General features: G+C 73.0%; 20 protein-coding genes, 1 tRNA gene and 1 pseudogene. 12 read left to right on the top strand and 10 right to left on the bottom strand.

Annotated elements, in window-relative coordinates:
• The first annotated feature begins 9 nt into the window (after positions 1 to 9).
• Positions 10 to 1,662, top strand: coding sequence for an alpha-amylase family protein (locus ACGFI2_RS19720; protein WP_393518881.1), 1,653 nt, complete (start codon positions 10 to 12; stop codon positions 1,660 to 1,662).
• A 56-nt stretch (positions 1,663 to 1,718) separates the two neighbouring features.
• Entirely contained in the window at positions 1,719 to 2,477 is a 759-nt protein-coding gene (gene fabG / locus ACGFI2_RS19715) for a 3-oxoacyl-ACP reductase FabG (protein WP_393518878.1), read from the top strand.
• Here the strand turns inward: fabG and ACGFI2_RS19710 are convergent.
• Both ACGFI2_RS19710 and ACGFI2_RS19705 read right to left on the bottom strand, forming a co-directional pair.
• A pseudogene (locus ACGFI2_RS19710) lies at positions 2,450 to 2,916 on the bottom strand (hypothetical protein). The gene fabG and the pseudogene ACGFI2_RS19710 overlap by 28 nt on opposite strands.
• A complete protein-coding gene (locus tag ACGFI2_RS19705) occupies positions 2,909 to 3,304 on the bottom strand; it encodes a hypothetical protein (RefSeq protein ID WP_393519292.1) in 396 nt (131 codons plus the stop codon). Before ACGFI2_RS19705 ends, ACGFI2_RS19710 begins: the two are co-directional and overlap by 8 nt.
• A 147-nt stretch (positions 3,305 to 3,451) precedes the next feature.
• Between ACGFI2_RS19705 and ACGFI2_RS19700 the strand changes: the two genes are divergently transcribed.
• Together ACGFI2_RS19700 and erm are read left to right on the top strand one after the other, a co-directional pair.
• A complete protein-coding gene (locus ACGFI2_RS19700; protein ID WP_393518875.1) occupies positions 3,452 to 4,348 on the top strand; it encodes a Gfo/Idh/MocA family protein in 897 nt (298 codons plus the stop codon).
• A 459-nt stretch (positions 4,349 to 4,807) separates the two neighbouring features.
• Positions 4,808 to 5,611: an ErmE/ErmH/ErmO/ErmR family 23S rRNA (adenine(2058)-N(6))-methyltransferase gene (gene erm, locus ACGFI2_RS19695; protein ID WP_393518872.1), complete on the top strand. Its 804-nt coding sequence runs from the start codon at positions 4,808 to 4,810 to the stop codon at positions 5,609 to 5,611.
• On the opposite strand, the gene ACGFI2_RS19690 is transcribed toward erm, so the two are convergent.
• A complete protein-coding gene (locus tag ACGFI2_RS19690) occupies positions 5,608 to 5,802 on the bottom strand; it encodes a DUF2795 domain-containing protein (protein WP_393518869.1) in 195 nt (64 codons plus the stop codon). The two genes, erm and ACGFI2_RS19690, sit on opposite strands and share 4 nt — an antisense overlap.
• 90 nt (positions 5,803 to 5,892) lie before the next feature.
• On the opposite strand from ACGFI2_RS19690, the gene ACGFI2_RS19685 reads away from it, so the two are divergent.
• Positions 5,893 to 7,149, top strand: a complete 1,257-nt coding sequence (locus tag ACGFI2_RS19685; RefSeq protein WP_393518866.1) for an erythromycin esterase family protein — start codon at positions 5,893 to 5,895, stop codon at positions 7,147 to 7,149.
• A 60-nt stretch (positions 7,150 to 7,209) separates the two neighbouring features.
• Here the strand turns inward: ACGFI2_RS19685 and ACGFI2_RS19680 are convergent, their stop codons facing one another.
• The 3 genes from ACGFI2_RS19680 to ACGFI2_RS19670 are packed head-to-tail and all read right to left on the bottom strand — an operon-like array spanning position 7,210 to position 10,377.
• Positions 7,210 to 9,393, bottom strand: coding sequence for an MMPL family transporter (locus tag ACGFI2_RS19680; protein ID WP_393518863.1), 2,184 nt, complete (start codon positions 9,391 to 9,393; stop codon positions 7,210 to 7,212).
• A gap of 36 nt (positions 9,394 to 9,429) precedes the next feature.
• Positions 9,430 to 9,975, bottom strand: coding sequence for a TetR/AcrR family transcriptional regulator (locus ACGFI2_RS19675; protein WP_393518861.1), 546 nt, complete (start codon positions 9,973 to 9,975; stop codon positions 9,430 to 9,432).
• A gap of 45 nt (positions 9,976 to 10,020) precedes the next feature.
• On the bottom strand, positions 10,021 to 10,377 hold the full coding sequence (locus tag ACGFI2_RS19670) for a winged helix-turn-helix transcriptional regulator (RefSeq protein ID WP_393519290.1): 357 nt from the start codon (positions 10,375 to 10,377) through the stop codon (positions 10,021 to 10,023).
• A gap of 449 nt (positions 10,378 to 10,826) precedes the next feature.
• Between ACGFI2_RS19670 and ligD the strand changes: the two genes are divergently transcribed.
• Positions 10,827 to 11,786: a non-homologous end-joining DNA ligase gene (ligD, locus tag ACGFI2_RS19665; protein WP_393518858.1), complete on the top strand. Its 960-nt coding sequence runs from the start codon at positions 10,827 to 10,829 to the stop codon at positions 11,784 to 11,786.
• 46 nt (positions 11,787 to 11,832) lie between these two features.
• Here the strand turns inward: ligD and ACGFI2_RS19660 are convergent.
• The 4 genes from ACGFI2_RS19660 to ACGFI2_RS19645 all read right to left on the bottom strand — a co-directional run bounded on the left by ACGFI2_RS19660 (position 11,833) and on the right by ACGFI2_RS19645 (position 14,321).
• A tRNA-Arg gene (locus ACGFI2_RS19660) sits at positions 11,833 to 11,907 on the bottom strand.
• Positions 11,908 to 11,982: 75 nt separating this feature from the next.
• Positions 11,983 to 12,678 (bottom strand): winged helix-turn-helix domain-containing protein, encoded by a 696-nt coding sequence (locus ACGFI2_RS19655; protein WP_393518855.1) that lies wholly within the window; start codon positions 12,676 to 12,678, stop codon positions 11,983 to 11,985.
• A gap of 121 nt (positions 12,679 to 12,799) precedes the next feature.
• Complete coding sequence (locus ACGFI2_RS19650) at positions 12,800 to 13,474, bottom strand: DUF305 domain-containing protein (RefSeq protein WP_393518852.1); 675 nt, start codon at positions 13,472 to 13,474, stop codon at positions 12,800 to 12,802.
• A 10-nt stretch (positions 13,475 to 13,484) separates the two neighbouring features.
• Positions 13,485 to 14,321, bottom strand: a complete 837-nt coding sequence (locus ACGFI2_RS19645; protein ID WP_393518849.1) for a DUF3105 domain-containing protein — start codon at positions 14,319 to 14,321, stop codon at positions 13,485 to 13,487.
• Positions 14,322 to 14,419: 98 nt separating this feature from the next.
• Here ACGFI2_RS19645 and argS point away from each other — a divergent pair, with 98 nt between their 5' ends.
• From argS to ACGFI2_RS19615, 6 genes are all read left to right on the top strand, one after another.
• Positions 14,420 to 16,084 (top strand): arginine--tRNA ligase, encoded by a 1,665-nt coding sequence (gene argS / locus ACGFI2_RS19640; RefSeq protein WP_393518846.1) that lies wholly within the window; start codon positions 14,420 to 14,422, stop codon positions 16,082 to 16,084.
• Between the two features lie 2 nt (positions 16,085 to 16,086).
• Positions 16,087 to 17,472: a diaminopimelate decarboxylase gene (gene lysA / locus ACGFI2_RS19635; protein ID WP_393518843.1), complete on the top strand. Its 1,386-nt coding sequence runs from the start codon at positions 16,087 to 16,089 to the stop codon at positions 17,470 to 17,472.
• Entirely contained in the window at positions 17,469 to 18,773 is a 1,305-nt protein-coding gene (locus ACGFI2_RS19630; protein ID WP_393518840.1) for a homoserine dehydrogenase, read from the top strand. The genes lysA and ACGFI2_RS19630 overlap by 4 nt, the downstream gene beginning before the upstream one ends.
• 113 nt (positions 18,774 to 18,886) lie before the next feature.
• Entirely contained in the window at positions 18,887 to 19,936 is a 1,050-nt protein-coding gene (gene thrC / locus ACGFI2_RS19625) for a threonine synthase (protein ID WP_393518837.1), read from the top strand.
• 232 nt (positions 19,937 to 20,168) lie between these two features.
• A complete protein-coding gene (locus ACGFI2_RS19620; RefSeq protein ID WP_393518834.1) occupies positions 20,169 to 23,417 on the top strand; it encodes an efflux RND transporter permease subunit in 3,249 nt (1,082 codons plus the stop codon).
• A gap of 135 nt (positions 23,418 to 23,552) precedes the next feature.
• Positions 23,553 to 24,374, top strand: coding sequence for a polysaccharide deacetylase family protein (locus ACGFI2_RS19615; RefSeq protein WP_393518832.1), 822 nt, complete (start codon positions 23,553 to 23,555; stop codon positions 24,372 to 24,374).
• Positions 24,375 to 24,380: the final 6 nt, after the last annotated feature.

Genomic DNA, 24,380 nt, shown 5'->3' with positions numbered 1-24,380 from the left:
AGTCGTCGCATGGGTGACAGGTGGTATCAGGAGGCGGTCGTCTACTGCCTCGACGTCGACACGTACGCGGACTCCGACGGCGACGGGGTGGGTGACTTCCAGGGGCTGATCAGCCGGCTCGACTACCTGGCCCGGCTGGGGGTGACCTGCCTCTGGCTCAACCCGATCCATCCCTCGCCGAACAAGGACGACGGATACGACGCGACCGACTTCTACAACGTCGACCCGCGGCTCGGGACCCTCGGTGACTTCGCCGAGCTGCTGCACCAGGCGCAGAACCACGGCATCCGGGTGATCATCGACCTGGTCGTCAACCACACCTCGGACCAGCACCCGTGGTTCCAGTCCGCCCGCTCCTCGCCCGACTCGCCGTACCGCGACTGGTACGTCTGGGCCGACCACGAGCCGGCCGACCGGCACCAGGGCATGGTCTTCCCCGGTGAGCAGCACGAGACCTGGACCTACGACCGCACCGCCAAGGCCTGGTTCTACCACCGCTTCTACAAGTTCCAGCCGGACCTGAACATCGAGAACCCGAAGGTCCGCGCGGAGATCAAGAAGATCACCTCGTTCTGGCTCCAGCTCGGCGTCTCCGGCTTCCGGATGGACGCCGTGCCGTTCATCATCGAGCAGACCGAGCCGGGCAACCCGAACGCGCCCAAGGACTTCGACTTCATCACCGACCTGCGCCAGCACGTGCAGTGGCGGCGCGGCGACGCGGTCCTGCTGGCCGAGGCGAACGTCGAGCCGGACCAGTTGCCGGTCTACTTCGGCGACGGCAGCGGCTCCGGCAACCGGATCCACATGCTCTTCGACTTCATGCTCAACGGCCGGCTGATGCTCGCGTTCGCCCGGGAGGACCCGGAGGCGATCATCGACGCGCTGCGGGACACCCCGAAGCTGCCCACCGGCGGGCAGTGGGCCACGTTCCTGCGCAACCACGACGAGATCGACCTGTCCCGGCTCACCGCCGACCAGCGCAACGACGTGCTGGCGAAGTTCGGGCCGGACGAGAACATGCAGCTCTACGGCCGGGGCATCCGCCGCCGGCTCGCCCCGATGCTCGGCAACGACCGCCGGCACATCGAGCTGGCGTACTCGTTGCAGTTCTCGCTGCGCGGCACGCCGGTGCTGCGCTACGGCGAGGAGATCGGCATGGGGGAGGACCTGTCGCTGGACGGGCGCGACGCGATCCGTACCCCGATGCAGTGGTCCTACAAGGACAACGCCGGCTTCTCCACCGCGGAGCCGGAGAAGCTGGTCCGCCCGGTGATCGACAAGGGCGAGTACGGCTACCAGCAGGTCAACGTCACCGCCCAACGCAAGGACCCGCGCTCGCTGCTGGGCTGGTTCGAGCGGATGATCCGTACCCTGCGGGAGGCCCCGGAGGTCGGCTCGGGCAGCACCACCCACATCGACGTGCCGGTGCCGGTCGGCGTGCTGGCGCACCGCGCCGACGGGCGAACCGGGACCATGGTCTTCCTGCACAACCTCGGCACCTCCGACGTCGAGGTCGACCTGAGCACGCTGGCGCCGGAGGCGGACATGCCGACAGACGTGCTCAGCGACCGCAACTACGAGGACGTGGGCAAGCTGGACCGGCTCAAGCTGGCCGGTCACGGCTACCGGTGGATCCGGTTGTGCCGGGGAGGGGCCCGCTGACGGACGCGACGGCGGGTTAGGCTCCTTCGATCAGCTCAAGTTACCGGGAGGTAATCATGTCGGAGGAGCCCCGCGTCGCCATCGTGACCGGAGCCGCGCGCGGCATCGGCGCGGCCACCGCCCGCCGGCTGGCGGCCGACGGCATGGCCGTCGCCGTGGTCGACATCGAGGAGTCGGCCACCAAGGAGACCGTCGACGGCATCGCCGCCGCCGGTGGCCGGGCGCTCGGCGTCGGCGCCGACGTGGCCGACCGGACCCAGGTGGAGGCCGCCGTCGAGCGGGTCGCCGCCGAGCTGGGCGCGCCCACCGTGCTGGTCAACAACGCCGGCGTGCTCCGCGACAACCTGCTGTTCAAGATGGCCGACGCCGACTGGGACACGGTCATGGCCGTGCACCTGCGCGGCGCGTTCCTGTTCAGCCAGGCCGCGCAGAAGCACATGGTCGAGCGGAAGTGGGGCCGGATCGTCAACCTCTCCAGCACCTCGGCGCTGGGCAACCGGGGGCAGGCGAACTACGCGGCCGCCAAGGCCGGCCTGCAGGGCTTCACCAAGACGCTCGCGATCGAACTCGGCCCCTACGGGGTGACCGTCAACGCGGTCGCGCCGGGCTTCATCGTCACCGACATGACCGCGGCCACGGCGGCCCGGATGAAGGTCGACTTCGCCGCGCTCCAGGAGCACGCCGCCGCCGAGATCCCGGTGCGCCGCACCGGCCGCCCGGAGGATGTCGCGCACACCATCTCGTTCCTGGCCGGCGAGGGCGCGTCCTTCGTCTCCGGCCAGGTCATCTACGTAGCCGGCGGCCCCAAGGACTGACCGTTGCCCGGCGCGGCCCCGCTCAGGCGGGGTCGCGCCGGGTGCGGTGGAGCCAGAAGAGGCCGAGCACCGGCAGCACCAGCGGGACGTAGCCGTAGCCGCCGCCGAAGTCGGACCAGACCGTCTCGTCCGGGAACAGCTCCGGGTCGGCGATGCTCAGCACGCCCACCGCCAGCACCCCGGCCAGCTCGACCGAGCAGCACACCAGCGCGACCCGGCGGCCGGCGTGCCCGGCCCGGGCCAGCCCGACCGCCGCCACGATGTAGATCAGCGCGGCGAGCGCCGACAGCAGGTACGCCACCGGCGCCTCGCCGAACTTCGTGGCGATCTGCAACCCGGCCCGCGAAGTCGCGGCGATGGCGAAGACGATGTAGACCGCGATCAGCAGCCGGCCCGGGCCCCGGTTCGTGGCGCGCTCCGGCACCTGCGTCTCAGCCACCGACGACCTCCCAGGTCTGCTGCAGCCGCACCACCACGACCGGCGTGACCAGGCAGATCGCGCAGACGATGGCCGAGCCCCACCGGGTCGGCTCCATCCGGGCCAGCACCCAGGCCAGCGGCGGCAGGCACACGAGCGTCACCAGGTAGCCGAAGAACGCCCCCGGCTCGCCCGGCCGCTCGCCGCCGCCGAGCGCGACCAGCGCCACCACGGTCAGCGCCAGCAGCGCCACCTCCAGCAGGGCCAGCCCGGCGGACTGGACCCGGTCCGGCGGGCGGTGGCGTACCGCCGCCACCAGGGCCCAGACCGCGACCGCCAGCGAGAGCACGATCGCGAGCGTGGCGAGGAACCCGTCCACCGGCGACCCGGCCGCCGCCGCGCTGGTCATCGACGCAGTGTCGTTCACCGGCCCAGCCTACTAAGCCGTGTAGTAGCGGCTTCCCGCGCGGGTCCGGGCGCGCCGGGCGGTTCGGACGACTAGCGTGGATCACGGTCCCGGCGTACGCCGGGCCGACGACGACAGCAGGGAGTCGCGGTGCGGTTCGGGTTGTTCGGCACCGGTCACTGGGCGGCGGAGACGCACGCCGCGGCCATCGACGCCCACCCGCGGGCCCAACTGGCCGGCGTGTGGGGGCGGAACCCGGCGAAGGCGGAGGCGCTGGCCGCCCGGCACGGCGTACCGGCCTTCACCGACGTGGACGCGCTGCTCGCCGCCGCCGACGCGGTCGCCGTGGCGCTCCCGCCGGACGTGCAGGCCGACATCGCCGTGCGGGCCGCCACCGCCGGGCGACACCTGCTGCTGGACAAGCCGCTGGCGCTCGGCCTCGCGGACGCCGACCGGGTGGTCGACGCGGTCCAGGCGTCCGGGGTGGCCTCGATGGTCTTCTTCACCCAACGCTTCCACCCCAACGTCACCGGCTTCCTCGCCTCGACCGCGGCGGCCGGTGGCTGGCAGCACGCCCGCGCCACCATGTTCGCCTCCATCTACCAGCCCGGTAACCCGTACGGCGACTCGCAGTGGCGGCGCGACCGGGGCGCGCTGTGGGACATCGGCCCGCACGCGCTGTCACTGATCCTGCCGGTGCTCGGCCGGGTCACCCGGGTCGCCGCGATGGACGGGCCGAGCGGCCTGGTGCACCTGCTGCTCACCCACGACGGCGGCGCGACGAGTTCGCTCTCGCTCACCCTCGACGCGCCCGCCGAGGCGGTCACCCGGGACTTCGTCTTCTTCGGCGAGAACGGCGTCGAGAGCGCACCGCCCGGCGACGGCAGCGTGCTCCAGGCGTTCGGCGCCGCGCTGGACCAGCTGCTGGAGGAGGTCGACGCGGGCACCCGCGACCACCGCTGCGACGTCCGGTTCGGCCGCGAGGTGGTGGCGGTGCTCGACGCCGCCGAGACCGCCCGGACGCAGGGCCGCACGGTCGACCTCTAGGAAATCCGGTCGCGGGCGGGGCGCCGCGCCGCTAGCCTGGCCGGCATGTTCACGCATGCCCTGATCGACGTGGCCGTCGCGCCGGCCGCGCGGGGGCTCCTCCTGGTCGCCCGCCCGCGGGTCCGGCGCCCGGCCCTGGCCGGCCGGGACGCCCACCGCGCCTGACCTGACCACCGGCCGCTGAGCACAACAGGCTCAGCCGCCGCCGGTCACGCCACCTCGCCGAGGTGGTGGCTTCAGGCACGCACCGACCCCACCATCTCGCCGAGGTGGCCGCGTCGGTCCGGTCTGTCCGCGTCCCGACCACCTTCCAGGGTCGTCCGAGTCCCGATCCGCTCGGACCGCCCGCACCTTCGAGCCACGCCGACCCGTCGGGCCGGCTGTCCGGCACGCCCGGCGTGGCACATCAGCGCAGCGGTCCGTACCCGTCGCCGCCTCGGCGACAGACAGGACGAACCCGTGGCGCCCCGCCGACCCACCGCACGCGACCGGTCCCGTCGCGTACTGTCCCAGAACTTCCTCGCCGACCCGGCCGTCGTCGCCCGGATGGTCCGGGCCGCCCGACCCGGACCGGACGATCTGCTGATCGAGGTGGGCGCCGGACGCGGCCGGCTGACCCGGCCGCTCGCCGCGCGCTGCGGCCGGCTGATCGCGTACGAGATCGACCCGGCCGTGCTGCCGGAGCTGACCGCGGCCTGCGCACCGCTGCCGGGCGTCGAGGTGCGGGCGGCCGACTTCCTGGCCGCGTCCCCGCCCGGCGAGCCGTTCTCGGTGGCCGGCAACATCCCCTGGTCACTGACCGCGGCAGTGGTCCGGTGGTGCCTGGCCGCGCCCGGGCTGCGCGCGGCGACACTGCTCACCCAGCTGGACTACGCCCGCAAACGCACCGGCGACCACGGCCGGTGGAGCCGGCTCACGGTGCTCACCTGGCCGGAGCACCACTGGCGGCTGGCCGGCCGGGTGCCCCGGGCGGCGTTCCGGCCGGTGCCGGCCGTGGACGGCGGCATCCTGCGCCTGGAGCGCCGGACCGCGCCGCTGCTGGCGCCGGCCGCGCTGCCCGCGTACCGGAGGATGGTGGAGCTGGGCTTCGGCGGTGTCGGCGGTTCGCTCGCGGCCTCGCTGTGCGCGGCCCACCCGGGCCGGCGGGTCGACGGCGCGCTGCGCGCCGCCCGGATCGCGCCGGACACCCCGGTCGGGCTGGTCTGGCCCGAGCAGTGGCTGGTGCTGTTCCGGCTGCTGCACGCGGGCGGACCCCGCGCCTAGCCGGTCAGGGTGACCAGGGCCTCGCCCAGCTCGGCCGGGGTGTCGAACTCCTCGGCCGGCAGCGTCCGGAGCGTCTGGAGCGCCTCGGTGCTGGCGCCGTTCTCCTGACCCCAGCGGACCAGATCCTCCCGGGAGACCGGGTAGTCGAGCCCGGCCAGGAACTCCTGCAACTGCGCGCCGGTGACGGTCATACCGCGCGCCTACCCGCTGGGCGGACGGGCATGCCCGGCCCGGCGGGTAGGCCGGCGGTTTGTCCCGGCGGGCCCCGGGTAGCCGCTCCCATGCTGGTACAGCGGCTCGGCGCGCCGAGCGACTTCGACCCGCTGCTGGAACGCGTCCGGGACGCCCGCATCGTGATGATCGGCGAGGCGACGCACGGCAGCTACGACTACTACCGGCTGCGGGAGCAGTTGACCCGCCGGCTCATCGCCGAGCAGGGCTTCGACTTCGTCGCGGTGGAGGGGGACTGGCCGGACTGCGACCGGGTGCACTGTTCGGTGGTGGGCGCACCGGGTGGACCGGCCGATCCGATCGTCGCGTTGGAGCGGTTCGAACGCTGGCCCACCTGGATGTGGGCGAACGCCGAGGTGGCCCGGTTCTGCCGCTGGCTGCGAGCCTGGAACCTGGAGCGGCCCGAGGGCGAACGCGCCGGCTTCCACGGCCTCGACGTCTACTCGCTGTGGGAGTCGATGCAGGCCATCTTCGACTATCTGGGCGAGGAGGACCCGGCCTCGCTGGAGGCGGCCCAGGAGGCCTACCGCTGCTTCGAGCCGTACGGCAAGCGGATCGAGGAGTACGGGGCGGCCAGCCGGTTCGTCTCCGCCCGGTGCGAGGAGGAGGTGGTCCGGCTGCTGGCGCGTACCCGGGAACAGGCCGCCGCGGACGGCCCGGACCGCTTCTCGGCGTGGCAGAACGCGGAGGTGGTGGCCGGCGCGGAGCGCTACTACCGGGCCATGGTCGGCGGCGGCCCGGAGTCGTGGAACGTCCGCGACATCCACATGGCCGACACGCTGGACCGGCTGCTCGACCGCTACGGGCCGGACGCCCGCGGCATCGTGTGGGCCCACAACACGCATGTCGGCGACGCGCGGGCCACCGAGATGGCGGCGGACGGCATGGTGAACATCGGTCAGCTCGGCCGGGAGCGACACGGCCGGGACGCGGTGGCACTGATCGGCCTGGGCAGTTACCGGGGCACCGTGGTCGCCGCCCCGCGCTGGGGCTCGCCGGCCGAGACGATGGTGGTGCCGCCGGCTCGTGAGGGGTCGGTCGAGCGCCGGCTGCACGAGCTGATGCCGGACCGGGCGGTGCTGGTCTTCGGCGGCCCGGACGAGCCGGACTGGGTGACCGGCGAGGCGGACCACCGGGCCATCGGCGTGGTGTACGACCCGAGCTTCGAGTCCTGGGGCAACTACGTGCCGACCCGGCTGGGCGAGCGGTACGACGCGTTCATCTGGTGCGACGAGACGACCGCCCTGCACCCGCTGCCGGCGTTGGTGACGCCGGGCGAGATGGAGACGTATCCCGCTGGTGTGTGAGGTGGGGTGTTGAAAGGGGCCCCCTGCTGTACGCCAGGCGTCAGCAGGGGGCCCCTCCTTTCACTTCACCTGGGCGGGCTCGCGGTTGGCCAGGTGGGCGCGGAGGCCCTCGCCCTCGACGTCCACGTTGGGCAGCGCCTTGTTCAGCCAGCGCGGCAGCCACCAGGCGGCGTTGTTCAGCAGTGACATCACCGCCGGGACGATGGTCATCCGGACCACGAACGCGTCGATGGCGACACCGATCGCGAGCGCGAAGCCCATCGACTTGATGATCGGGTCGTCCAGGAAGACGAAGCCGCCGAACACCGACATCATGATGAGCGCCGCGGCGGTGACCACCCGGGCGCCGTGCCCCATGCCGTTGAGGGTGGCCTGGCGGGCGGTGTCGCCGTGCACGAAGTCCTCACGCATCCGCGAGACCAGGAAGACCTCGTAGTCCATGGCCAGGCCGAACAGGATGCCGATGAGCAGGATCGGCAGGAAGCTGACCAGCGGCGCCGGCGTGTCCACGCCGAGCAGGCCGGCCAGGTGGCCCTGCTGGAACACCGCGACCGTGATGCCGAACGTGGCCGCCACGGTGAGCAGGAACCCGAGCGCCGCCTTGAGCGGCACCAGGATCGACCGGAACACCAGCATCAGCAGCAGCACGGACAGGCCCACCACCAGCAGCAGATAGATCGGGAGGGCGTCGGAGAGCTTCTCCGAGACGTCGATGCCGATCGCGGTGACGCCGGTCAGCATCACCTCGGCGTTCCCGATGCCGCCGACCTGCCGGCGGATGTCGTGCACCAGATCCTCGGTCTTCTCGTCGGTCGGCCCGGTCTTCGGGATCACGCCGAGCAGCGCGGTGCGGCCGGACGGGTCGAGCTGCGGCGGGGCCACCGCCAGCACCCCGTCGGTCTTCTGGATCAGCGCCGCGACCTGCGGCACGGCCGCCTGGGTGGCCTGCGGCGAGTCGGCGGTGACGACGACCGCGAGCCGGCCGGTGAAGCCGGGGCCGAAGCCCTCCCGGATCAGGTCGTTGCTGACCCGGGCCGGGGTGCCCTCGGCCGCGGTGGAGGCGTCCGGCAGCGCCAGGCGCATGTCCTGGGCGGGGATGGCGAGCAGGCCGAGGCCGAGCAGGCCGACCAGGATCACCGGGATGCGGAACCGGGTCACCCAGTGCGCCCAGCGGAACCCGAAGCCGGAGCGGTCCTCCGAGCCGGTGTTCGGGTCGGCGACGGCCTCCCGGTTGCGCAGCTTGCGCGGCAGCACCTTGCGACCGGCGAAGCCGAGCAGCGCCGGGGCCAGCGTGATCGCCACCAGCACGGCCACGGTGACGGTGCCGGCGGCGGCCAGGCCCATCACGGTCAGGAACGGGATGCCCACCACGGCCAGGCCGGCCAGCGCCACCACCACGGTGGCGCCGGCGAAGACCACGGCGGAGCCGGCGGTGCCGACCGCGCGGCCGACCGCCTCCTCCGGGGAGAGCCCGTCGAGCAGGTTCTGCCGGTGCCGGGAGGTGATGAAGAGCGAGTAGTCGATGCCGACCGCGAGGCCGAGCATCAGCGCCAGGATCGGCGCGGTGCTGGTCAGCTCGACCGCGCCGCTGAGCGCGAAGAGGCCGGCCATGCCGACGCCGACGCCGATCAGCGCGTTCAGCATGGTCATCCCGGCCGCCACCAGGGAACCGAACGTGATGACCAGGACGATCGCCGCGACCAGTACGCCCAGCGCCTCGGTCGAGCCGACCTCCGGCTCGCCGTTGAGCACCTCGCCGCCGGGGGCGATCTGCCAGCCCTGCGCCTCGGCCTGCTGACCGACCTTCTCGTACGCGTCGCGCTGTTCGGTGGTGACGTCGTCCGCGCGCCCGGCGAACTGTACCTGGATCAGCGCGTACCGGCCGTCCGGCGTGATCGCCTGCGCCTGGTAGGGGTCGATCGCGCCGACCACCCCGGGCAGTGTGGCCGCCTCCTGGGTGACCTGCTTGACCACCGCCTGGCCGGCCGGCGCGGTGAGCGCGCCGTCCTGCGGCGCCTTGACGGCGATGGTGCCGGTGGCGCCGCTGGCCGCCGGGAACCGGTCGGCGAGGAGGTCGATCGCCTTCTGCGACTCGGTGCCGGGCATGGTGAAGTTGCTCGCCGTCGGGCCGCGCAGCGTGGCCGCGGCCAGACCGAGACCGACGAGTACGACGAGCCAGACGACAGCGACGAGTCGCCGCCGGCGCAGGGATGCCCGGCCGAGCCGGTACAGCAGGGTCGCCATGGACCTTCCTTCGTCCTCGGGATTGCGACAGTGGGATCAGGTGGTGGGTTCGAGCGCGCGGTGCGCCACGGCGAGCAGCGCGGGTCGCAGCTCCTCGTCGGGGATGTCCAGGAACTCGCCGCAGGTCTCGGCGATGCCGGCCAGGACGACGAGCGCGGCGATGCGTGCCGCCGGCCGGTCGGAGAAGCCGGCGAAGGCGGCGATCAGCCGTTCGGAGATCTGTTGGATGTGCGCGAACGCCGGCTGCTGGAGCAGGTCGGGAAACTCGCCCCGGAGCAGCGCGATCTCCCGGCGGAACCGGACCGCCAGGTCGACGAAGCCCTCGGCGGCGACCCGCTGGGCCTCGGCGGCGGTGAGGTCGGCGAGTCGGGCGTCGAGCTCCTCCAGCACCGCGATGGCGGGTGCCATCAGCTCGCAGAGCAGGGCGTCCTTGCTGGCGAAGTGGTAGAGCACGGTGGCCTTGGAGCAGCCGACCTCGCGGGCGATGTCCTGCAGTGAGGTGCCCTTGTAACCGGTTACGGCGAACCGGCGGGCCGCCGCGGTGAGCAGCTCGTCGTGGGTGGCCGGGGTTGGGCGCGCCATGCCCTCCAGCATGCCTGACCGATCGGTCAGCAACTGACCGATCGGTCAGGTGGATTGCGTGGGCTTCGCCACAGGCGCCTGGTGCTCCCGGTCGTACGCCGCCCGGGCCGCGCTGATCGCGTCGCTGTGCCGCTCGGCCCAGTGGGTGAGCGCGACCAGCGACTCGTACAGCTCCCGGGCCATCGGGGTGGCGGTGTACTCCACCCTCGGCGGCACGGTGGCGTGCACGTGCCGCAGCAGCAGGCCGTCCCGCTCCAGGTTGCGCAGGGTCAGCGTGAGCATCCGCCGGCTGATCCCCTCGACCCGCCGCTCCAGCTCGGTGAAGCGGATCGGACCGGTCGAGGCGGCGATCAGGATGCCGATGCTCCACTTGCCGCCGACGCGGTCCAGCGCCTCCCGCACCGTGCAGGCCCGCGCCTGCGTCCCACCGGAGGTCCGGCCGGCCGGGTCGGACGCGCACCGGTCGTCCTGGGTCGTCACCGCATCTCCTTCCGCTCGGCCCCGACGGGAGCCTCGGTGACCATCATGCGCCACGGGTGGCAGCCGACCGCCGGAGTGCGTCCGGCGATCGCCTGCTGAGTCGGGCGAAGACCTCGTGTTCATCCGCCTACAAACTTGATGGCATGAATGGATCAGCCGCCGTGCGGCCAGCCCGGCGACCCATCCCGTGCCCGGACCCTGCCGTGCCGTGCCGTTGCGACCTCAGCGGTGCCGAGCCGGACCGGAGCCGACCCGCACCGTGGCTCCGGACGTGCGTCGCGCCCCCACCCGGACGGGCTCGGGTAACCTGACCCCCCGTTGACCGCCGTGTCGGGGTTGCCGGGCCGGGCCCGGCCCGGGAAGGTGAACGGATGGGCGCCGCTGACGAGACCCGCGACGGGGTCGCGCTGACCAACCTGGACCAGCCGCTGTTCGACTCCGCCGGCGCGACCAAGCGCGACCTGGTCGACTACCTCGACGCGGTGCACGGCCGGATCCTGCCGGAGCTGCGCGACCGGCCGCTGTCGGTGCTGCGGGTCCGACCCGGCCAGGAGCCGTTCATGCAGAAGAACCTGCCGAAGTACACGCCGGACTGGGTGCGCCGCACCGAGGTCTGGGCGGAGGCGTCGCACCGCCGCATCTCGTACGCGCTCTGCGACGACCGGCGGACGCTGCTCTGGTTCGCCAACCAGCGCGCGGTGGAATACCACGCCCCACTGGCCCACGCCGGTCGGCCGGAACACCCGACCCACCTGGTGCTCGACCTGGACCCGCCGGAGGGCGACCCGTTCACGGCAGTGGTGCGGGTCGCGCTGCTGGTGCGGCAGGCGCTCACCGAGGCCGGGCTGGCCGGCGCGGTCAAGACCAGCGGGGCGAAGGGCCTGCACGTGATCGTACCGGTCGAGCCGGCGACCACGGCGGAGGAGGCCGCCGCCGCGACCCGCGCGCTCGCCGCCCGCGCCGAACGGCTCGACCCGGCGCTGGCCACCACCGCGTTCATCGTGGCCGACCGCGGGGGCCGGGTCTTCGTCGACTCCACCCGGGCGTACGGGGCCACCGTGGTGGCCGCGTACAGCCCCCGGATCCGGCCCGGCACGCCGGTGTCGTACCCGATCGGCTGGGCCGACCTGGAGTCGGCGACCCCGGCCGACTTCACCGTGCGGACCGTGCCCGCGCTGCTCGGTGATCGGGATCCGTGGGCGGAGGCGCTGCCCGCGCCGCAGTCGCTGCCAACGGAGCTGGTCGACGAGGGGCGGAGCATCCCGGTGGCCCGGGTGCAGGCCATGCACGAGGGCAAGCGGCGGGCCCGGGCCCGGCGGGAGGCCGGCTGAGCCGACGCGAAAGCCCGGGCGCGGCGGCCCGGGCTTCGACGTCTTCTGGTGCCCCCGGCAGGATTCGAACCTGCGCCCCCGCCTCCGGAGGGCGGTGCTCTATCCCCTGAGCTACGGGGGCTCAGCGACCCGAGAAGAGTAGCAAACCCCCTCCCGGATCACCGAATCGGTATCGCCGAGGAGTCGATCTCCACGGTCAGGCGGCGGCGACGGCGCGACCGCAGCTCGGCAGCGGATGCAGCGCGATGCGACGGGGCAGCCGGCGGGGCCACTCGTTGCGTGGCCAGGAGCCGTCCACGATCAGGTGCACGGTGCGTTCCTCGGCGCCGCTGAGCCGCAGCACGAAGTCCCGGGGCAGCGGTGGGTCCACCGAGGGCGTGGTGACCATGAACCGCACCCGTCCCCGGGAGGAGACCGCCGAGACCACGTCGGCGGCCGGCATGGTGCCGCGCAGCCGCACCCGGCCGATCCAGTAGATGTCCGCGGCGTGCTCCTGCGCGGCTCGCGTGATCGCCGGGTACTCGCTGCGCACCCACCGCTCGACCGCGCCGACGCAGAGGCCGCAGGCCCGCTCGCGCGGCTCGCGCGGCCCGAGCCCCCAGGCCCGGAGGTACGCCCCGACGGTGCCGGCGTCCATGGCCAGCGCGAACCGACGTTCGATGAGCGTGGTCAGGCTCTGCCGGGTCCAGAGCTCCTCGTCGATGCCGAACTCGTCGGGGTGGACGCCCCGCAGCACGTCGATGAGTTCGAGTTCCTGTTCGCGGCTGAGCGTTCCCGGCTCGCCCTGCCGCAGTCCGCGACGGACGGCTGCCACCGCTCCGTCACCGCCGATGGTGTGGCGTCGGCACCAGCTGGTCACCGACCGCCCTGCGTCTCTGAGTGCAACCCCCACGTCCTGCGCAACGAGCCCGAACCATAACCGGTCACGATATGTATGGAGAAACTTCCCGAAGCAGTGCAATGGGGTGTTATCCCCAAAACGTTACAAACGGGCATAGCGGGCAAGTGGGACGTCAGAGGGTGCCGCCCAGGCGCTTCAGCGCCGCGTTCAGGTTGGTCAGGTCGTTCTGCTGGGTGTTCTTCATGACCTGGGCGACCGCCAGCACGTCGTCGTCGTGCCCCTGGTCGAGGATGCCGTCGATCATGTGCACCCCGCCGATGTGGTGGCGGATCATCATCTGGAGGAACAGCACGTCGAACTCGCGACCGCTCGCGGCTCGCAGCTTCGCCATCTCCTCGGGCGTGGCCATGCCCGGCATCAGGCCGTCCTTCACCACCCCGGCGCCGTCCGGCATCCAGGCCATCGGGGCCTGCTCGCCGGTCGGGTCCAGCTTCCAGGAGCGCAGCCAGGTCTGCATGGTGCCGATCTCACCCTGCTGCCCGGTGGCGATGTCCACGCCGACCTGGCGCACCTCCGCGTCCTGGCCCTGGCGGAACGCCAGCAGCCCCATGGCCACCGCCTGGTGGTGGTGGGCGGTCATGTCCCGGGCGAAACCGGCCTCGGCCGAGGTGTCGCCCGGGCGGGTGAGCGTCGGGGTGAGCAGGCCGCCGGCGTACCCGAGGAGCAGCCCCACCACGACGGCGGCGGCCAGGGCCAGCAGGCCGTAGCGGCGCGCCGCCGGCCGGCCGCCCTCGTCGGCGGCCGGCACCTCGTCGAACTCGCTGGCGGTGGTCACCGGAGCGGTCATCGTGGCGTCCTCACTGGGTGGGCTGCTCGGCCATGTTCGGCTGCACGTTGTCCCGCGGGGTGGTGCCGGTGGCGGTGATGCCCTGGTCGCAGAGCGCGTTCGGGCCCTCGATCGAGGCGTTCACCCGCAGCGTCTTGATGAAGTCGTCGATCCGGCCGTCGTCGGCGTTGTCCACCTTGAGCTGGAAGCCCCAGGCCTGCAGCGAGATCGGCTTGTCCAGCCCCTCGTACGGGCTGAGCATCAGCTTCTCCTTGCCCTTCACCTTGCTCTCGAGCTTCGCCACCTGGTCGGCGGGCAGGTCGGGGCGGTAGGTGATCCAGACCGTGCCGTGCTCCAAGCTGTGCACCGCGTGCTCGTTGGCGATCGGGGCGGGATAGACGTCGCCCATGCAGTTCTGCCAGGCCTGGTTGTGCGGGCCGGCGACCGGCGGGGACACGTCGTACTTGATCGTGCCGGGCTGGTGGTTACCGCCCTTGACCAGGTTCTTGTCCTTCTTGCGGAAGTCGACCACGCCGTTGATCGCGTCGGCCCGCTTCTGCCACGGCTGAGCGCCCTGGTAGACCGACCAGGCGCCGATCCCGATGATGGCGACGGCGAGTACGCCGACCGCGGCGAAGAGCGCGATCGGCCCCCACGGGCGACCCTGGCTCACCTTCACCGGGGTCACCGGCTTGCGGCCCTTGCCCCCGGCGCCCGGCCGTGGCGCGCCCTTGCCGCCGCCGGGCTTGCCCGCACCGGCCTTGACGGCGGGCTTGTCGCCAGGCGCGGGCCGGCCGGCGGCCGGCTTCTTGCCGGTGCTGACCACGGTGGGACGGCGTTCCGGGCCGCCCGGGGTGCTGATGCTCATCGTGCCTCGTCAGGTCGGTCGGTCAGGGGAGCGCGGGGCCGGTTCACATGCTGGGTCGCCGCCGCGGTGCCCGAGTCTACCCCCGATAACATGGTTCGGTGACTCCCGCAGAACTCGCCGAGGTCGTCCTCGCCGCAGCCCACGCCGTCTTCGACGAGCGGGGTCTGGACCGCGCCGCGCTGCCCGCGCAGACCACCGTCGAGCGACCCCGTAACCCCGATCACGGCGACTACGCCTCCACGCTGGCGCTGCAGCTCAGCAAGAAGGTCGGGGTGCCCCCGCGGGAGCTGGCCGCCGCGCTGGCCGAGCAGCTCGGCAAGGCGCCGGGAATCAAGTCGGTGGAGATCGCCGGCCCGGGATTCCTGAACATCCGGCTCGACGCGGCCGCCGCCGGCCAGCTCGCCAGGGTCATCGTCGAGGCCGGCCCGGCGTACGGGCGCAGCGACACCCTGGCCGGGCAGCGGATCAACCTGGAGTTCGTCTCGGCGAACCCGACCGGCCCGGTGCACATCGGCGGGGTCCGCTGGGCGGCCGTCGGCGACGCGCTCAGCCGCCTGCTGCGGGCCACCGGCGCCGACGTGGGCACGGAATACTACTTCAACGACGCCGGCTCCCAGATCGACCGCTTCGCCCGCTCGCTGCTGGCTGCCGCCAAGGGCGAGCCGGCCCCGGAGGACGGCTACGGCGGGGCGTACATCGCGGAGATCGCCGCCGAGGTGGTCAACCGCCGGCCCGAGGTGCGGGAGCTGCCGGACGACGCCGCCCAGGAGGTGTTCCGGGTCGAGGGCGTCCAGCTCATGTTCGACGAGATCAAGTCCTCGTTGCGCGACTTCGGCGTCGAGTTCGACACCTACTTCAACGAGAAGGACCTGCACGACCGGGGCGAGCTGGAGCAGGCGCTGACCCGGCTGCGCGAGCAGGGGCACGTCTTCGAGTCCGAGGGCGCGACCTGGCTGCGCACCACCGACTTCGGCGACGACAAGGACCGGGTGCTGCGCAAGTCCAACGGTGAGTGGACCTACTTCGCCGCCGACTGTGCCTACTACCTGGACAAGCGGGAGCGCGGCTTCGAGCGGGTCGTGATCATGCTGGGCGCGGACCACCACGGCTACCTCGGCCGGATGAAGGCGATGGCCGCCTGCTTCGGCGACGACCCGGCGCGCAGCCTGGAGATCCTCATCGGGCAGCTGGTCAACCTGGTCCGCGACGGCGCCCCGGTGCGGATGAGCAAGCGGGCCGGCACCGTGGTCACCCTGGAGGACCTGGTCGACGCGATCGGCGTGGATGCCGCCCGCTACGCGCTGGCCCGCTACTCCAGCGACTCGCCGATCGACATCGACGTGGAGCTGTGGACCCGGGCCACCCGCGACAACCCGGTCTACTACGTGCAGTACGTGGCCGCCCGCACCGCCAGCGTCAACCGCAACGCCGCCGAGGTCGGGCTGACCCGGGGCGACGCCGTCGGCTTTTGCGCCGAGCTGCTCGACCACGAGAAGGAGAACGAGCTGCTCAAGGCGCTGGCCGCGTTCCCGTCCGTGGTGGCCGCCGCCGCCGAGCTGCGCGCCCCGCACCGGCTCTCCCACTACCTGGAGGACCTGGCGCAGGCCTACCACCGGTTCTACGACAACTGCCGGATCCTGCCGCGCGGCGACGAGGAGGTCACCGACCTGCACCGGGCCCGGCTCTGGCTCAACGACGCCACCCGGGTGGTCATCGCCAACGGCCTGCGCCTGCTCGGCGTCTCCGCGCCCGAGAGGATGTAATCATGCGAGCCCATGAGGCCGGAGCCCTGCACGGCGACATCGGCAACCGGGGGCCCGCCTGGCTGCGTACCCCGGTCGACGTCAACTTCCTGGTGCCGCACCTGTGGCCGCGCCACGTGGCGCGCGGCGAGGCCGGCGCGCTGACCGTGGCCGGGCTGGACGTCCGCGACCTGGCCGCCGAGTTCGGCACCCCGGCGTACGTGCTGGACGAGGACGACCTGCGCGGGCGCTGCCGCGAGTTCCGGGCCGCCTTCCCGGACGCGGACGTCTACTACGCCGGCAAGGCGTTCCTTTGCCGGGCGGTGGTCCGCATGATCGCCGAGGAGGGCATGTTCCTCGACGTCTGCACCGGCGGTGAGCTGGCCACCGCGCTGTCGGCCGGGATGCCGCCGGAACGGCTCGGCTTCCACGGCAACAACAAGTCGGTGGCCGAGCTGACCCGGGCGGTGGACGCCGGGGTGGGGCGGATCATCGTCGACTCGTCCACCGAGATCGACCGGCTCAACGCGCTGGCCCGGGAGCGGGGCGTCCGCCCCCGGGTGCTGCTCCGGGTCACCGTCGGCGTGGAGGCGCACACCCACGAGTTCATCGCCACCGCGCACGAGGACCAGAAGTTCGGCTTCTCGCTGGCCGGCGGCGCGGCCGCCGCGGCGGCGTTCCGGATCCTCGACGAGGACGTGCTGGAGCTGCGCGGGCTGCACTCGCACATCGGGTCGCAGATCTTCGACGCCAGCGGCTTCGAGGTTTCCGCCCGCCGGGTGCTGGCCCTGCAGGCGCAGATCCGCGACGCCCGTGGCGTGGAGCTGCCCGAGCTGGACCTGGGCGGCGGCTTCGGCATCGCGTACACCACGCAGGACGACCCGGCCTCGCCGCACGACCTGGCCAAGCGGCTCCGCAAGATCGTCGACGGGGAGTGCGCGGCGGAGAACCTGGCCGTGCCGCACCTCTCCGTCGAGCCCGGCCGGGCCGTCGTCGGCCCGGCCGTGTTCACGCTCTACCAGGTCGGGACCGTCAAGGAGCTGGACGGCCTGCGGACGTACGTGAGCGTCGACGGCGGGATGAGCGACAACATCCGCACCGCGCTCTACGACGCCTCCTACTCGGCCACCCTGGCCAACCGCGCGTCGACGGCGCCGCCGTTGCTCGCCCGGGTGGTGGGAAAGCACTGTGAGTCCGGGGACATCGTGGTGAAGGATGAATTCCTGCCCGCCGACGTGCAGCCCGGAGATCTTGTCGCGGTGCCCGGCACCGGGGCCTACTGCCGGAGCATGGCCAGCAACTACAACCATGTGCCGCGCCCCCCGGTCGTCGCGGTGCGTGACGGATCGGCCCGGGTGATCGTTCGCCGGGAGACGGAAGACGACCTGCTTGCCTTGGATGTGGGATGACCTCACCGGTTCGCTTGGCGTTGCTCGGCTGCGGCACGGTCGGCAGCGATGTCGTGCGCCTGCTGCACGAGCAGTCGGCCGACCTCGCCGCCCGGATCGGCGCGCCGCTGGAGATCGCCGGCATCGCCGTACGCCGGCTCGGCCGTGACCGCGGCGACCTGCCGGTCGAGGAGAGCCTCTTCACCACCGACCCGCTGGGGCTGATCAAGCGGGACGACGTGGACGTGGTGGTGGAGGTCGTCGGCGGCATCGAACCGGCCCGCGGCTGGCTGGTCGAGGCGCTGCGCGCCGGCAAGAGCGTGGTCACCGCCAACAAGGCGCTGCTCGCCGAGGACGGCGCCACGCTGCACGACGCGGCCGCCGAGGGCGACGCCGACCTCTACTACGAAGCAAGCGTCGCCGGGGCCATTCCGCTGCTGCGCCCGCTGCGCGAGTCGCTGCACGGCGACCGGATCACTCGGGTCACCGGCATCGTGAACGGCACCACCAACTTCATCCTCTCCGCGATGGACGCGACCGGCGCCGGCTTCGCCGAGGCGCTTGAGGAGGCCACCGAGCTGGGGTACGCGGAGGCGGACCCGACGGCCGACGTGGAGGGTTTCGACGCCGCCGCCAAGGCCGCCATCCTCGCCTCGTTGGCGTTCCACACCCGGGTCACCGCCGCCGACGTGCACCGCGAGGGCATCACCGAGGTGACCGCGGCCGACGTGGCCAGCGCCAAGGCGATGGGCTGCACGATCAAGCTGCTCTGCATCGCCGCCCGGGGCGTCGACGCCGCCGGGCGCGAGACGGTGAACGTCCGGGTGCATCCCGCGATGATCCCGCTGACCCATCCGCTCGCCCGGGTGGGCGACGCGTTCAACGCCGTCTTCGTCGAGGCCGAGGCGGCCGGGCAGCTCATGTTCTACGGCCGCGGCGCGGGCGGCGCGCCCACCGCCAGCGCCGTCCTCGGCGACGTGGTCGCGGTGGCCCGCAACCGCATCGCCGGGGTACGCCAGGCCAGCGAGTCGGCGTACGCGGACCTGTCGGTGCGGCCGTTGGGGGAGGCGCTCACCCGCTACCACATCAGTCTCGACGTGGCCGACCGGCCGGGTGTGCTGGCGGCGGTGGCCGGGGTGTTCGCCCGGCACGAGGTCTCCATCGCCACCGTGCGGCAGGGGCCGGCCGGCGGCGACGCCGAGCTGGTCGTCGTCACCCACGTCGCGCCGGACGCCGCGCTCGCGACCACCGTGCGTGAGCTGCGCGGGCTGGACACCGTCCGCTCGGTCACCAGCGTGCTGCGGGTCGAGGGCGGTGCGTAACCCGGCCGTCCCGCCTGATGGTTAGGGCAGGGTGTGGCGGTGGCCGGCCGGGAAGGCTGGGCCACGCTGTTGGCAGACCCCGTGACCGGGGCGACGGAGGCGAGGAGCGCGACATGTGGCGAGGGCTGATCGAGGCGTACCGGGACCGGCTGCCGATCACCGACGCCACTCCCGTCGTGACCCTGCACGAGGGGAACACGCCACTGCTGCCGGCGCCGGTGCTCTCCGCCCGGGTCGGCGCCGACGTGTGGCTCAAGGTCGAGGGCGCGAACCCGACCGGCTCCTTCAAGGACCGGGGCATGACGGTCGCCGTCTCCAAGGCCGTCGAGGGCGGTGACAAGGCGATCATCTGCGCCTCCACCGGCAACACCAGCGCCTCGGCCGCCGCGTACGCGGCCCGCGCCGGGATCACCTGCGCGGTGCTGGTGCCGCAGGGCAAGATCGCGCTGGGCAAGCTGGCCCAGGCGCTGGTGCACGGCGCGAAGCTGCTCCAGGTGCAGGGCAACTTCGACGACTGCCTGGCGCTGGCCGGCAAGCTCGCCCAGGACTTCCCGGTCGCGCTGGTCAACTCCGTGAACATCTACCGGCTGCACGGGCAGAAGACGGCCGCCTTCGAGATCGTCGAGGCGCTCGGCGACGCGCCCGACATCCACTGCCTGCCGGTCGGCAACGCCGGCAACATCTCCGCCTACTGGATGGGCTACTCGGAGGACCTGCGCGACGGCAACGCCACGAGGGCGCCCCGGATGTACGGCTTCCAGGCGGCCGGCGCGGCCCCGATCGTCACCGGTCAGATGGTGCCCGAGCCGTCGACCATCGCCACCGCCATCCGGATCGGCAACCCGGCGAGCTGGACCAAGGCCGTCGACGCGCGGGACGCCTCCGACGGGCTGATCTCCGCGGTCACCGACCGGGAGATCCTCTCCGCCTACCGGCTGCTGGCCCGCGAGGTGGGGGTCTTCGTCGAGCTGGGCAGCGCGGCCAGCGTGGCCGGCCTGCTCCAGCAGGCCGACCAGGGCCGGGTGCCGGCCGGGTCGCGGGTGGTGTGCACGGTCACCGGGCACGGCCTGAAGGACCCGGAGTGGGCCATCTCGACCGCTCCCGCACCGCTGACCATCGCCAACGACGCGATCGCCGCCGCGCGCGCCCTCGACCTGGCCTGACCGACGCCACCTCGCCGACGTGGTGGTATCCGGCCTGTTGATCCACTCCGGCTCGCCGTCATGGCGGGGTGGGCGTGCGTTCGATGTCGCCACTACGGCGAACTCGAGTGGATCAAGCTGGTGGTGGGGTATGGCGGCCGGGACACTCCCCAGGGCGGATGCGGGGAACGCGAGCGGGTGCGGCAGACTCAGGGCAACCCCGCAGACCCCTCTTCAGGAGTGACCAACGCCCATGTCGTTGCTCGCCAGATTCAGTCTTGCCAACCGGGGCCTGATCGCCCTGATCGCGTTGGTGACCGCGGCGTTCGGCGCGTTCGCCGTGCCGTCGCTCAAGCAGCAGTTGCTGCCGTCGCTGGAGTTCCCCGCCGCGTTCATCGTGGCGCCGTATCCGGGCGCCGCGCCGGAGATCGTCGAGTCCCAGGTCGCCGAGCCGATCGAGAACAGCCTCCAGGGCATCCCGGGGCTGGAGAAGGTCACCTCCACCTCCCGCGAGGGCGCCGTCACCGTCCAGGTGCAGTACGAGTTCGGCACCGACCTGGACGACGTGGTCAACAAGATGGAGACCGCGCTCAACCGGACCCAACTCCCCGAGGGCGTCGACCCGCAGGTGATCGCCGGCAGCACGGACGACCTGCCCGCGGTGGTGGTGGCCGCGACCGGTGACGGCGACGAGCGGGCACTGGCCGAGAAGCTGCGCGCCACCGTGGTGCCGGAGCTGGAGGGGCTGGACGGGGTCCGCTCGGTGGACGTCACCGGCGCCCGGGACCAGGTGGTGGCGATCACGCCGGACCCGGCGAAGCTGGCCGCCGCCCGGGTGGCGCCGACCGCGATCGCGCAGGCGCTGAAGACCAACGGGGTGGCGGTGCCGGCCGGCGCGCTGGCCGACGGCGACCGGTCGCTGCCGGTGCAGGTCGGCACCCCGATCCGCACCGTGGACGACCTGCGCGGCATCGTGCTCACCACCGCGCCCGCCACCCCGGTACGACTCGGTGACGTGGCCCGGGTGGAGCAGCAGCTCGCCCCGGCGACGTCGTTCACTCGCACCAACGGCAAGCCGAGCCTCGGCATCGCGGTCACCGCGAGCCCGGACGGCAACGCGGTCGGCATCTCGCACGACATCCGGGACCGGCTGGCCGACCTGAAGGCCGCCTCCGGCGCCGAGCTGACCGTGGTCTTCGACCAGGCCCCGTTCGTCGAGCGGTCCATCGAGAGCCTCACCACCGAGGGCCTGCTCGGCCTGCTGATGGCGGTGGTGGTGATCCTGGTCTTCCTGCTCTCGGTGCGGTCCACGGTGGTCACCGCGGTCTCCATCCCGCTGTCGGTGCTGGTCGCGCTGCTCGTGCTCTGGGCCGGCGACTACTCGCTGAACCTGCTCACGCTCGGCGCGTTGACCATCGCGGTCGGCCGGGTGGTCGACGACTCGATCGTGGTGCTGGAGAACATCAAACGGCACCTGGAGTACGGCGAGGAGAAGCGGGAGGCGATCCTGACCGCGGTCCGTGAGGTGGCCGGCGCGGTGACCGCCTCCACCCTCACCACGGTCGCCGTGTTCGCGCCGATCGCCCTGGTCGGCGGCTTCGTCGGGCAGCTCTTCGCGCCGTTCGCGATCACCGTGACGGTGGCCCTGCTGGCCTCGCTGCTGGTGTCGCTGACCGTCATCCCGGTGCTGGCCTACTGGTTCCTCCGGCCGCGTCACGGCGCGGACGACGAGGCCGCCCGCCGGGCCGCCGAGGAGAAGGAGCTGCGCAGCCCGTTGCAGCGGGCGTACCTGCCGGTGATCGGGTTCGCCACCCGGTCCCGCAAGAGCCGGTGGGCCACCGTGGCGCTGGGCCTGCTGGTGCTGCTGGGCACGTTCGGGCTGGCCCAGAAGCTGGAGACGAACTTCCTGGACGACTCCGGCCAGGACACCCTCGCGATCCGGCAGGAGATGCCGGCCGGCACCGGGCTCGCCGGCACCGACCGGGCCGCCGCCCGGGTGGAGGAGGTGCTGCGGCGTACGTCGGGGGTGGAGACCTACCAGGTCAGCGCCGGCGGCGGGGACAACCCGTTCGCCGGTGGCGGTAGCGACAGCGCCTCCTGGTCGCTGGCGCTCTCCGACGACACCGACGCGGCGACCGTGCGGCAGGCCCTGCGCAAGGAGTTCGACGCGCTCGGCCCGGAGGTCGGCGAGCTGACCTTCGGCGGCGGGCAGAACGCCTCCGCGAACCAGGTCGAGGTGGTGGTGCAGGCCGCCGACCAGGAGACGTTGGTCCGGGCGGCGGAGGAGGTCCGGGCCGCGACGGCCGGCATCCCGGGCGTCGAGGACGTCACCACCGGCCTGGCCACGCGCGTGCCCCGGGTGGAGGTGACCGTGGACCGGGTCGCCGCGGCCCGGGCCGGCCTCACCGAGGCGGCCGTGGGGCAGCTCGTGGCGCAGACGTACCGCGGGGCGCCGCTCGGCCAGGTCACGCTGGACGGCACCGCGCAGGACGTGGTGCTGAGCACCGGGGCCCGGCCGCCGGTGAGCGTGGCCGAGCTGCGGGCGCTGCGGGTGGGACCGGTGACGCTGGACGCGATCGCCGACGTCGACCAGGTCGACGGTCCGCAGCAGGTGACCCGGATCGACGGTGAGCGCAGCGTCTCGGTGACCGGCACGGCCACCGGCTCGAACCTCGGCGCCACCACCCAGGAGCTGCAGAAGAAGCTGGACGCGTTGGACGTGCCGGGCGCCACCTTCGTCATCGGTGGGGTGAGCGCCGACCAGGCGGACGCGTTCGCGGACCTCGGCCTGGCCGTGCTGGCCGCCATCGCGATCGTCTTCCTGATCATGGTGGCCACGTTCCGCAGCCTGACCCAGGCGTTGATCCTGCTGATCTCGGTGCCGTTCGCGGCGACCGGGGCGATCGCGTTGCTGCTGGCCACCGGGACGCCGCTGGGCGTGCCGGCGCTGATCGGCGTGCTCATGCTGGTCGGCATCGTGGTGACCAACGCGATCGTGCTGCTGGATCTGATCAACCAGTACCGGGCGCAGGGCATGGGTGTCACCGAGGCCGTGGTCGAGGGCGGCCGGCGGCGGTTGCGACCGATCCTGATGACCGCGGTCGCCACCGTGTTCGCGCTGCTGCCGATGGCGTTCGGCCTGACCGGCGAGGGCGGCTTCATCTCCAAGCCGCTGGCGATCGTGGTGATCGGTGGCCTGCTCAGCTCGACGTTGCTGACGCTGGTCCTGGTGCCGACGCTCTACACGATGGTGGAGCGCACCAAGGGCTCGCTGTGGGCCCGCCGGGACCGCCGTCGTGGCGCCCCGGAACCGGTCGAGGAGGTCGGGGCGCCGGCCCTGGCCGAGACCCCGACGCCGGTGACCGTGGGCGGCGGGGACGGGCCGGCCGAGCCGGTCGCGCCGCCGGCCCGCCCGTCCGGGGCGCTGATCGACGGTACGGACCAGTTCGAGGTGCTCCGCCTGCCGAAGAGCAGCCGTTCCCCCCTTCCCCCGACCGAGTGAAAGGAGGGGGCCCCGCTTGACGCATTCTGCATAAGCGGGGCCCCCTCCTAACACCTCCGCCGCGGGGGGCACCCCTGAACCACCCCGGGCGGTACGCTCGGTCAGCTGGTGCCTACATGGGGTGCGGGGGGCGCGATGGCGGACGGCGCGGGCAAGTGGGGTCGGCGCACGCTGCTGCGTCGGTCCGCACTGGTGCTCGGCGGCGCCGCGCTGGGTTCCGCGACCACGCTGGAGAGCACGTGGGTGGCCGACCGCCGGCTCCCGCTGGCCGGCGGCCCGGCCAGCGCCACGCTCGGCAACCGTCGCCAGGACGTCGGCGGGGGCGGGGTGCAGGTGGTCTGGGGGGTTCGGGCCGACGCGCCGCTGGTGGCGCTGACGTTCGACGACGGCCCCCGGCCACAGTGGACCCCGATGGTGCTGGACACGCTGGCCGAGCACCGGGTGCCGGCGACGTTCTTCCTGGTCGGTGAGCGGGCCCGCCGGCACGCCGCGCTGGTGCGGGGCCGGATGGGCGAGCACGAGGTGGGCAACCACAGCTGGGCGCACCACGACCTCGCCCGGATGGACGCCACGAGGGCGCACGACGACCTGAGCCGCAGCCACGACGCGATCACCGCGGCCACCGGTTCGGCGCCCCGGCTGCTCCGTCCACCCTGGGGTCACCTGGGCGGCGCGGTGCTCCACGCCGCGGCCCGGCTGGACTACCGGGTGGTGCTCTGGACGCTGCAGATGGTCGAGGGCGAGTTCCCGCACGATCCGGCCGGCCATGCCCGACGGATCGTCGCCGACGTGCGGCCCGGCACCATCCTGCTCGGCCACGACGTCGGCGACGAGCGGCGGCTGGTGGCGCTGCGCGGCCTGCCCGACATGATCGCCGGGCTGCGCGCCCGGGGCTACACCTTCGTCACGGTCTCCGACCTGCTGCGCCGCGCCACCGGCCCGGGAGCGGCCCGGTAGGGTGCC

Origin of the sequence: Micromonospora sp. NPDC049282, assembly GCF_043197045.1 — a bacterium.
In the GTDB taxonomy this organism is placed as follows: domain Bacteria; phylum Actinomycetota; class Actinomycetes; order Mycobacteriales; family Micromonosporaceae; genus Micromonospora.
Note: the sequence above shows the minus strand (reverse complement) of the source record. Positions and strands in the feature narration are given on the sequence as shown.

What these genes read in the sequence shown, in the direction of transcription:
- ACGFI2_RS19720 (WP_393518881.1), top strand. Translation starts at nt 10, where the DNA reads ATGGGTGACAGGTGGTATCAGGAGGCGGTCGTCTACTGCCTCGACGTC.
- fabG (WP_393518878.1), top strand. Translation starts at nt 1,719, where the DNA reads ATGTCGGAGGAGCCCCGCGTCGCCATCGTGACCGGAGCCGCGCGCGGC.
- ACGFI2_RS19705 (WP_393519292.1), bottom strand. Translation starts at nt 3,304, where the DNA reads ATGACCAGCGCGGCGGCGGCCGGGTCGCCGGTGGACGGGTTCCTCGCC.
- ACGFI2_RS19690 (WP_393518869.1), bottom strand. Translation starts at nt 5,802, where the DNA reads ATGACCGTCACCGGCGCGCAGTTGCAGGAGTTCCTGGCCGGGCTCGAC.
- ACGFI2_RS19685 (WP_393518866.1), top strand. Translation starts at nt 5,893, where the DNA reads ATGCTGGTACAGCGGCTCGGCGCGCCGAGCGACTTCGACCCGCTGCTG.
- ACGFI2_RS19680 (WP_393518863.1), bottom strand. Translation starts at nt 9,393, where the DNA reads ATGGCGACCCTGCTGTACCGGCTCGGCCGGGCATCCCTGCGCCGGCGG.
- ACGFI2_RS19675 (WP_393518861.1), bottom strand. Translation starts at nt 9,975, where the DNA reads ATGGCGCGCCCAACCCCGGCCACCCACGACGAGCTGCTCACCGCGGCG.
- ligD (WP_393518858.1), top strand. Translation starts at nt 10,827, where the DNA reads ATGGGCGCCGCTGACGAGACCCGCGACGGGGTCGCGCTGACCAACCTG.
- ACGFI2_RS19650 (WP_393518852.1), bottom strand. Translation starts at nt 13,474, where the DNA reads ATGACCGCTCCGGTGACCACCGCCAGCGAGTTCGACGAGGTGCCGGCC.
- ACGFI2_RS19645 (WP_393518849.1), bottom strand. Translation starts at nt 14,321, where the DNA reads ATGAGCATCAGCACCCCGGGCGGCCCGGAACGCCGTCCCACCGTGGTC.
- lysA (WP_393518843.1), top strand. Translation starts at nt 16,087, where the DNA reads ATGCGAGCCCATGAGGCCGGAGCCCTGCACGGCGACATCGGCAACCGG.
- ACGFI2_RS19630 (WP_393518840.1), top strand. Translation starts at nt 17,469, where the DNA reads ATGACCTCACCGGTTCGCTTGGCGTTGCTCGGCTGCGGCACGGTCGGC.
- thrC (WP_393518837.1), top strand. Translation starts at nt 18,887, where the DNA reads ATGTGGCGAGGGCTGATCGAGGCGTACCGGGACCGGCTGCCGATCACC.
- ACGFI2_RS19620 (WP_393518834.1), top strand. Translation starts at nt 20,169, where the DNA reads ATGTCGTTGCTCGCCAGATTCAGTCTTGCCAACCGGGGCCTGATCGCC.
- ACGFI2_RS19615 (WP_393518832.1), top strand. Translation starts at nt 23,553, where the DNA reads ATGGCGGACGGCGCGGGCAAGTGGGGTCGGCGCACGCTGCTGCGTCGG.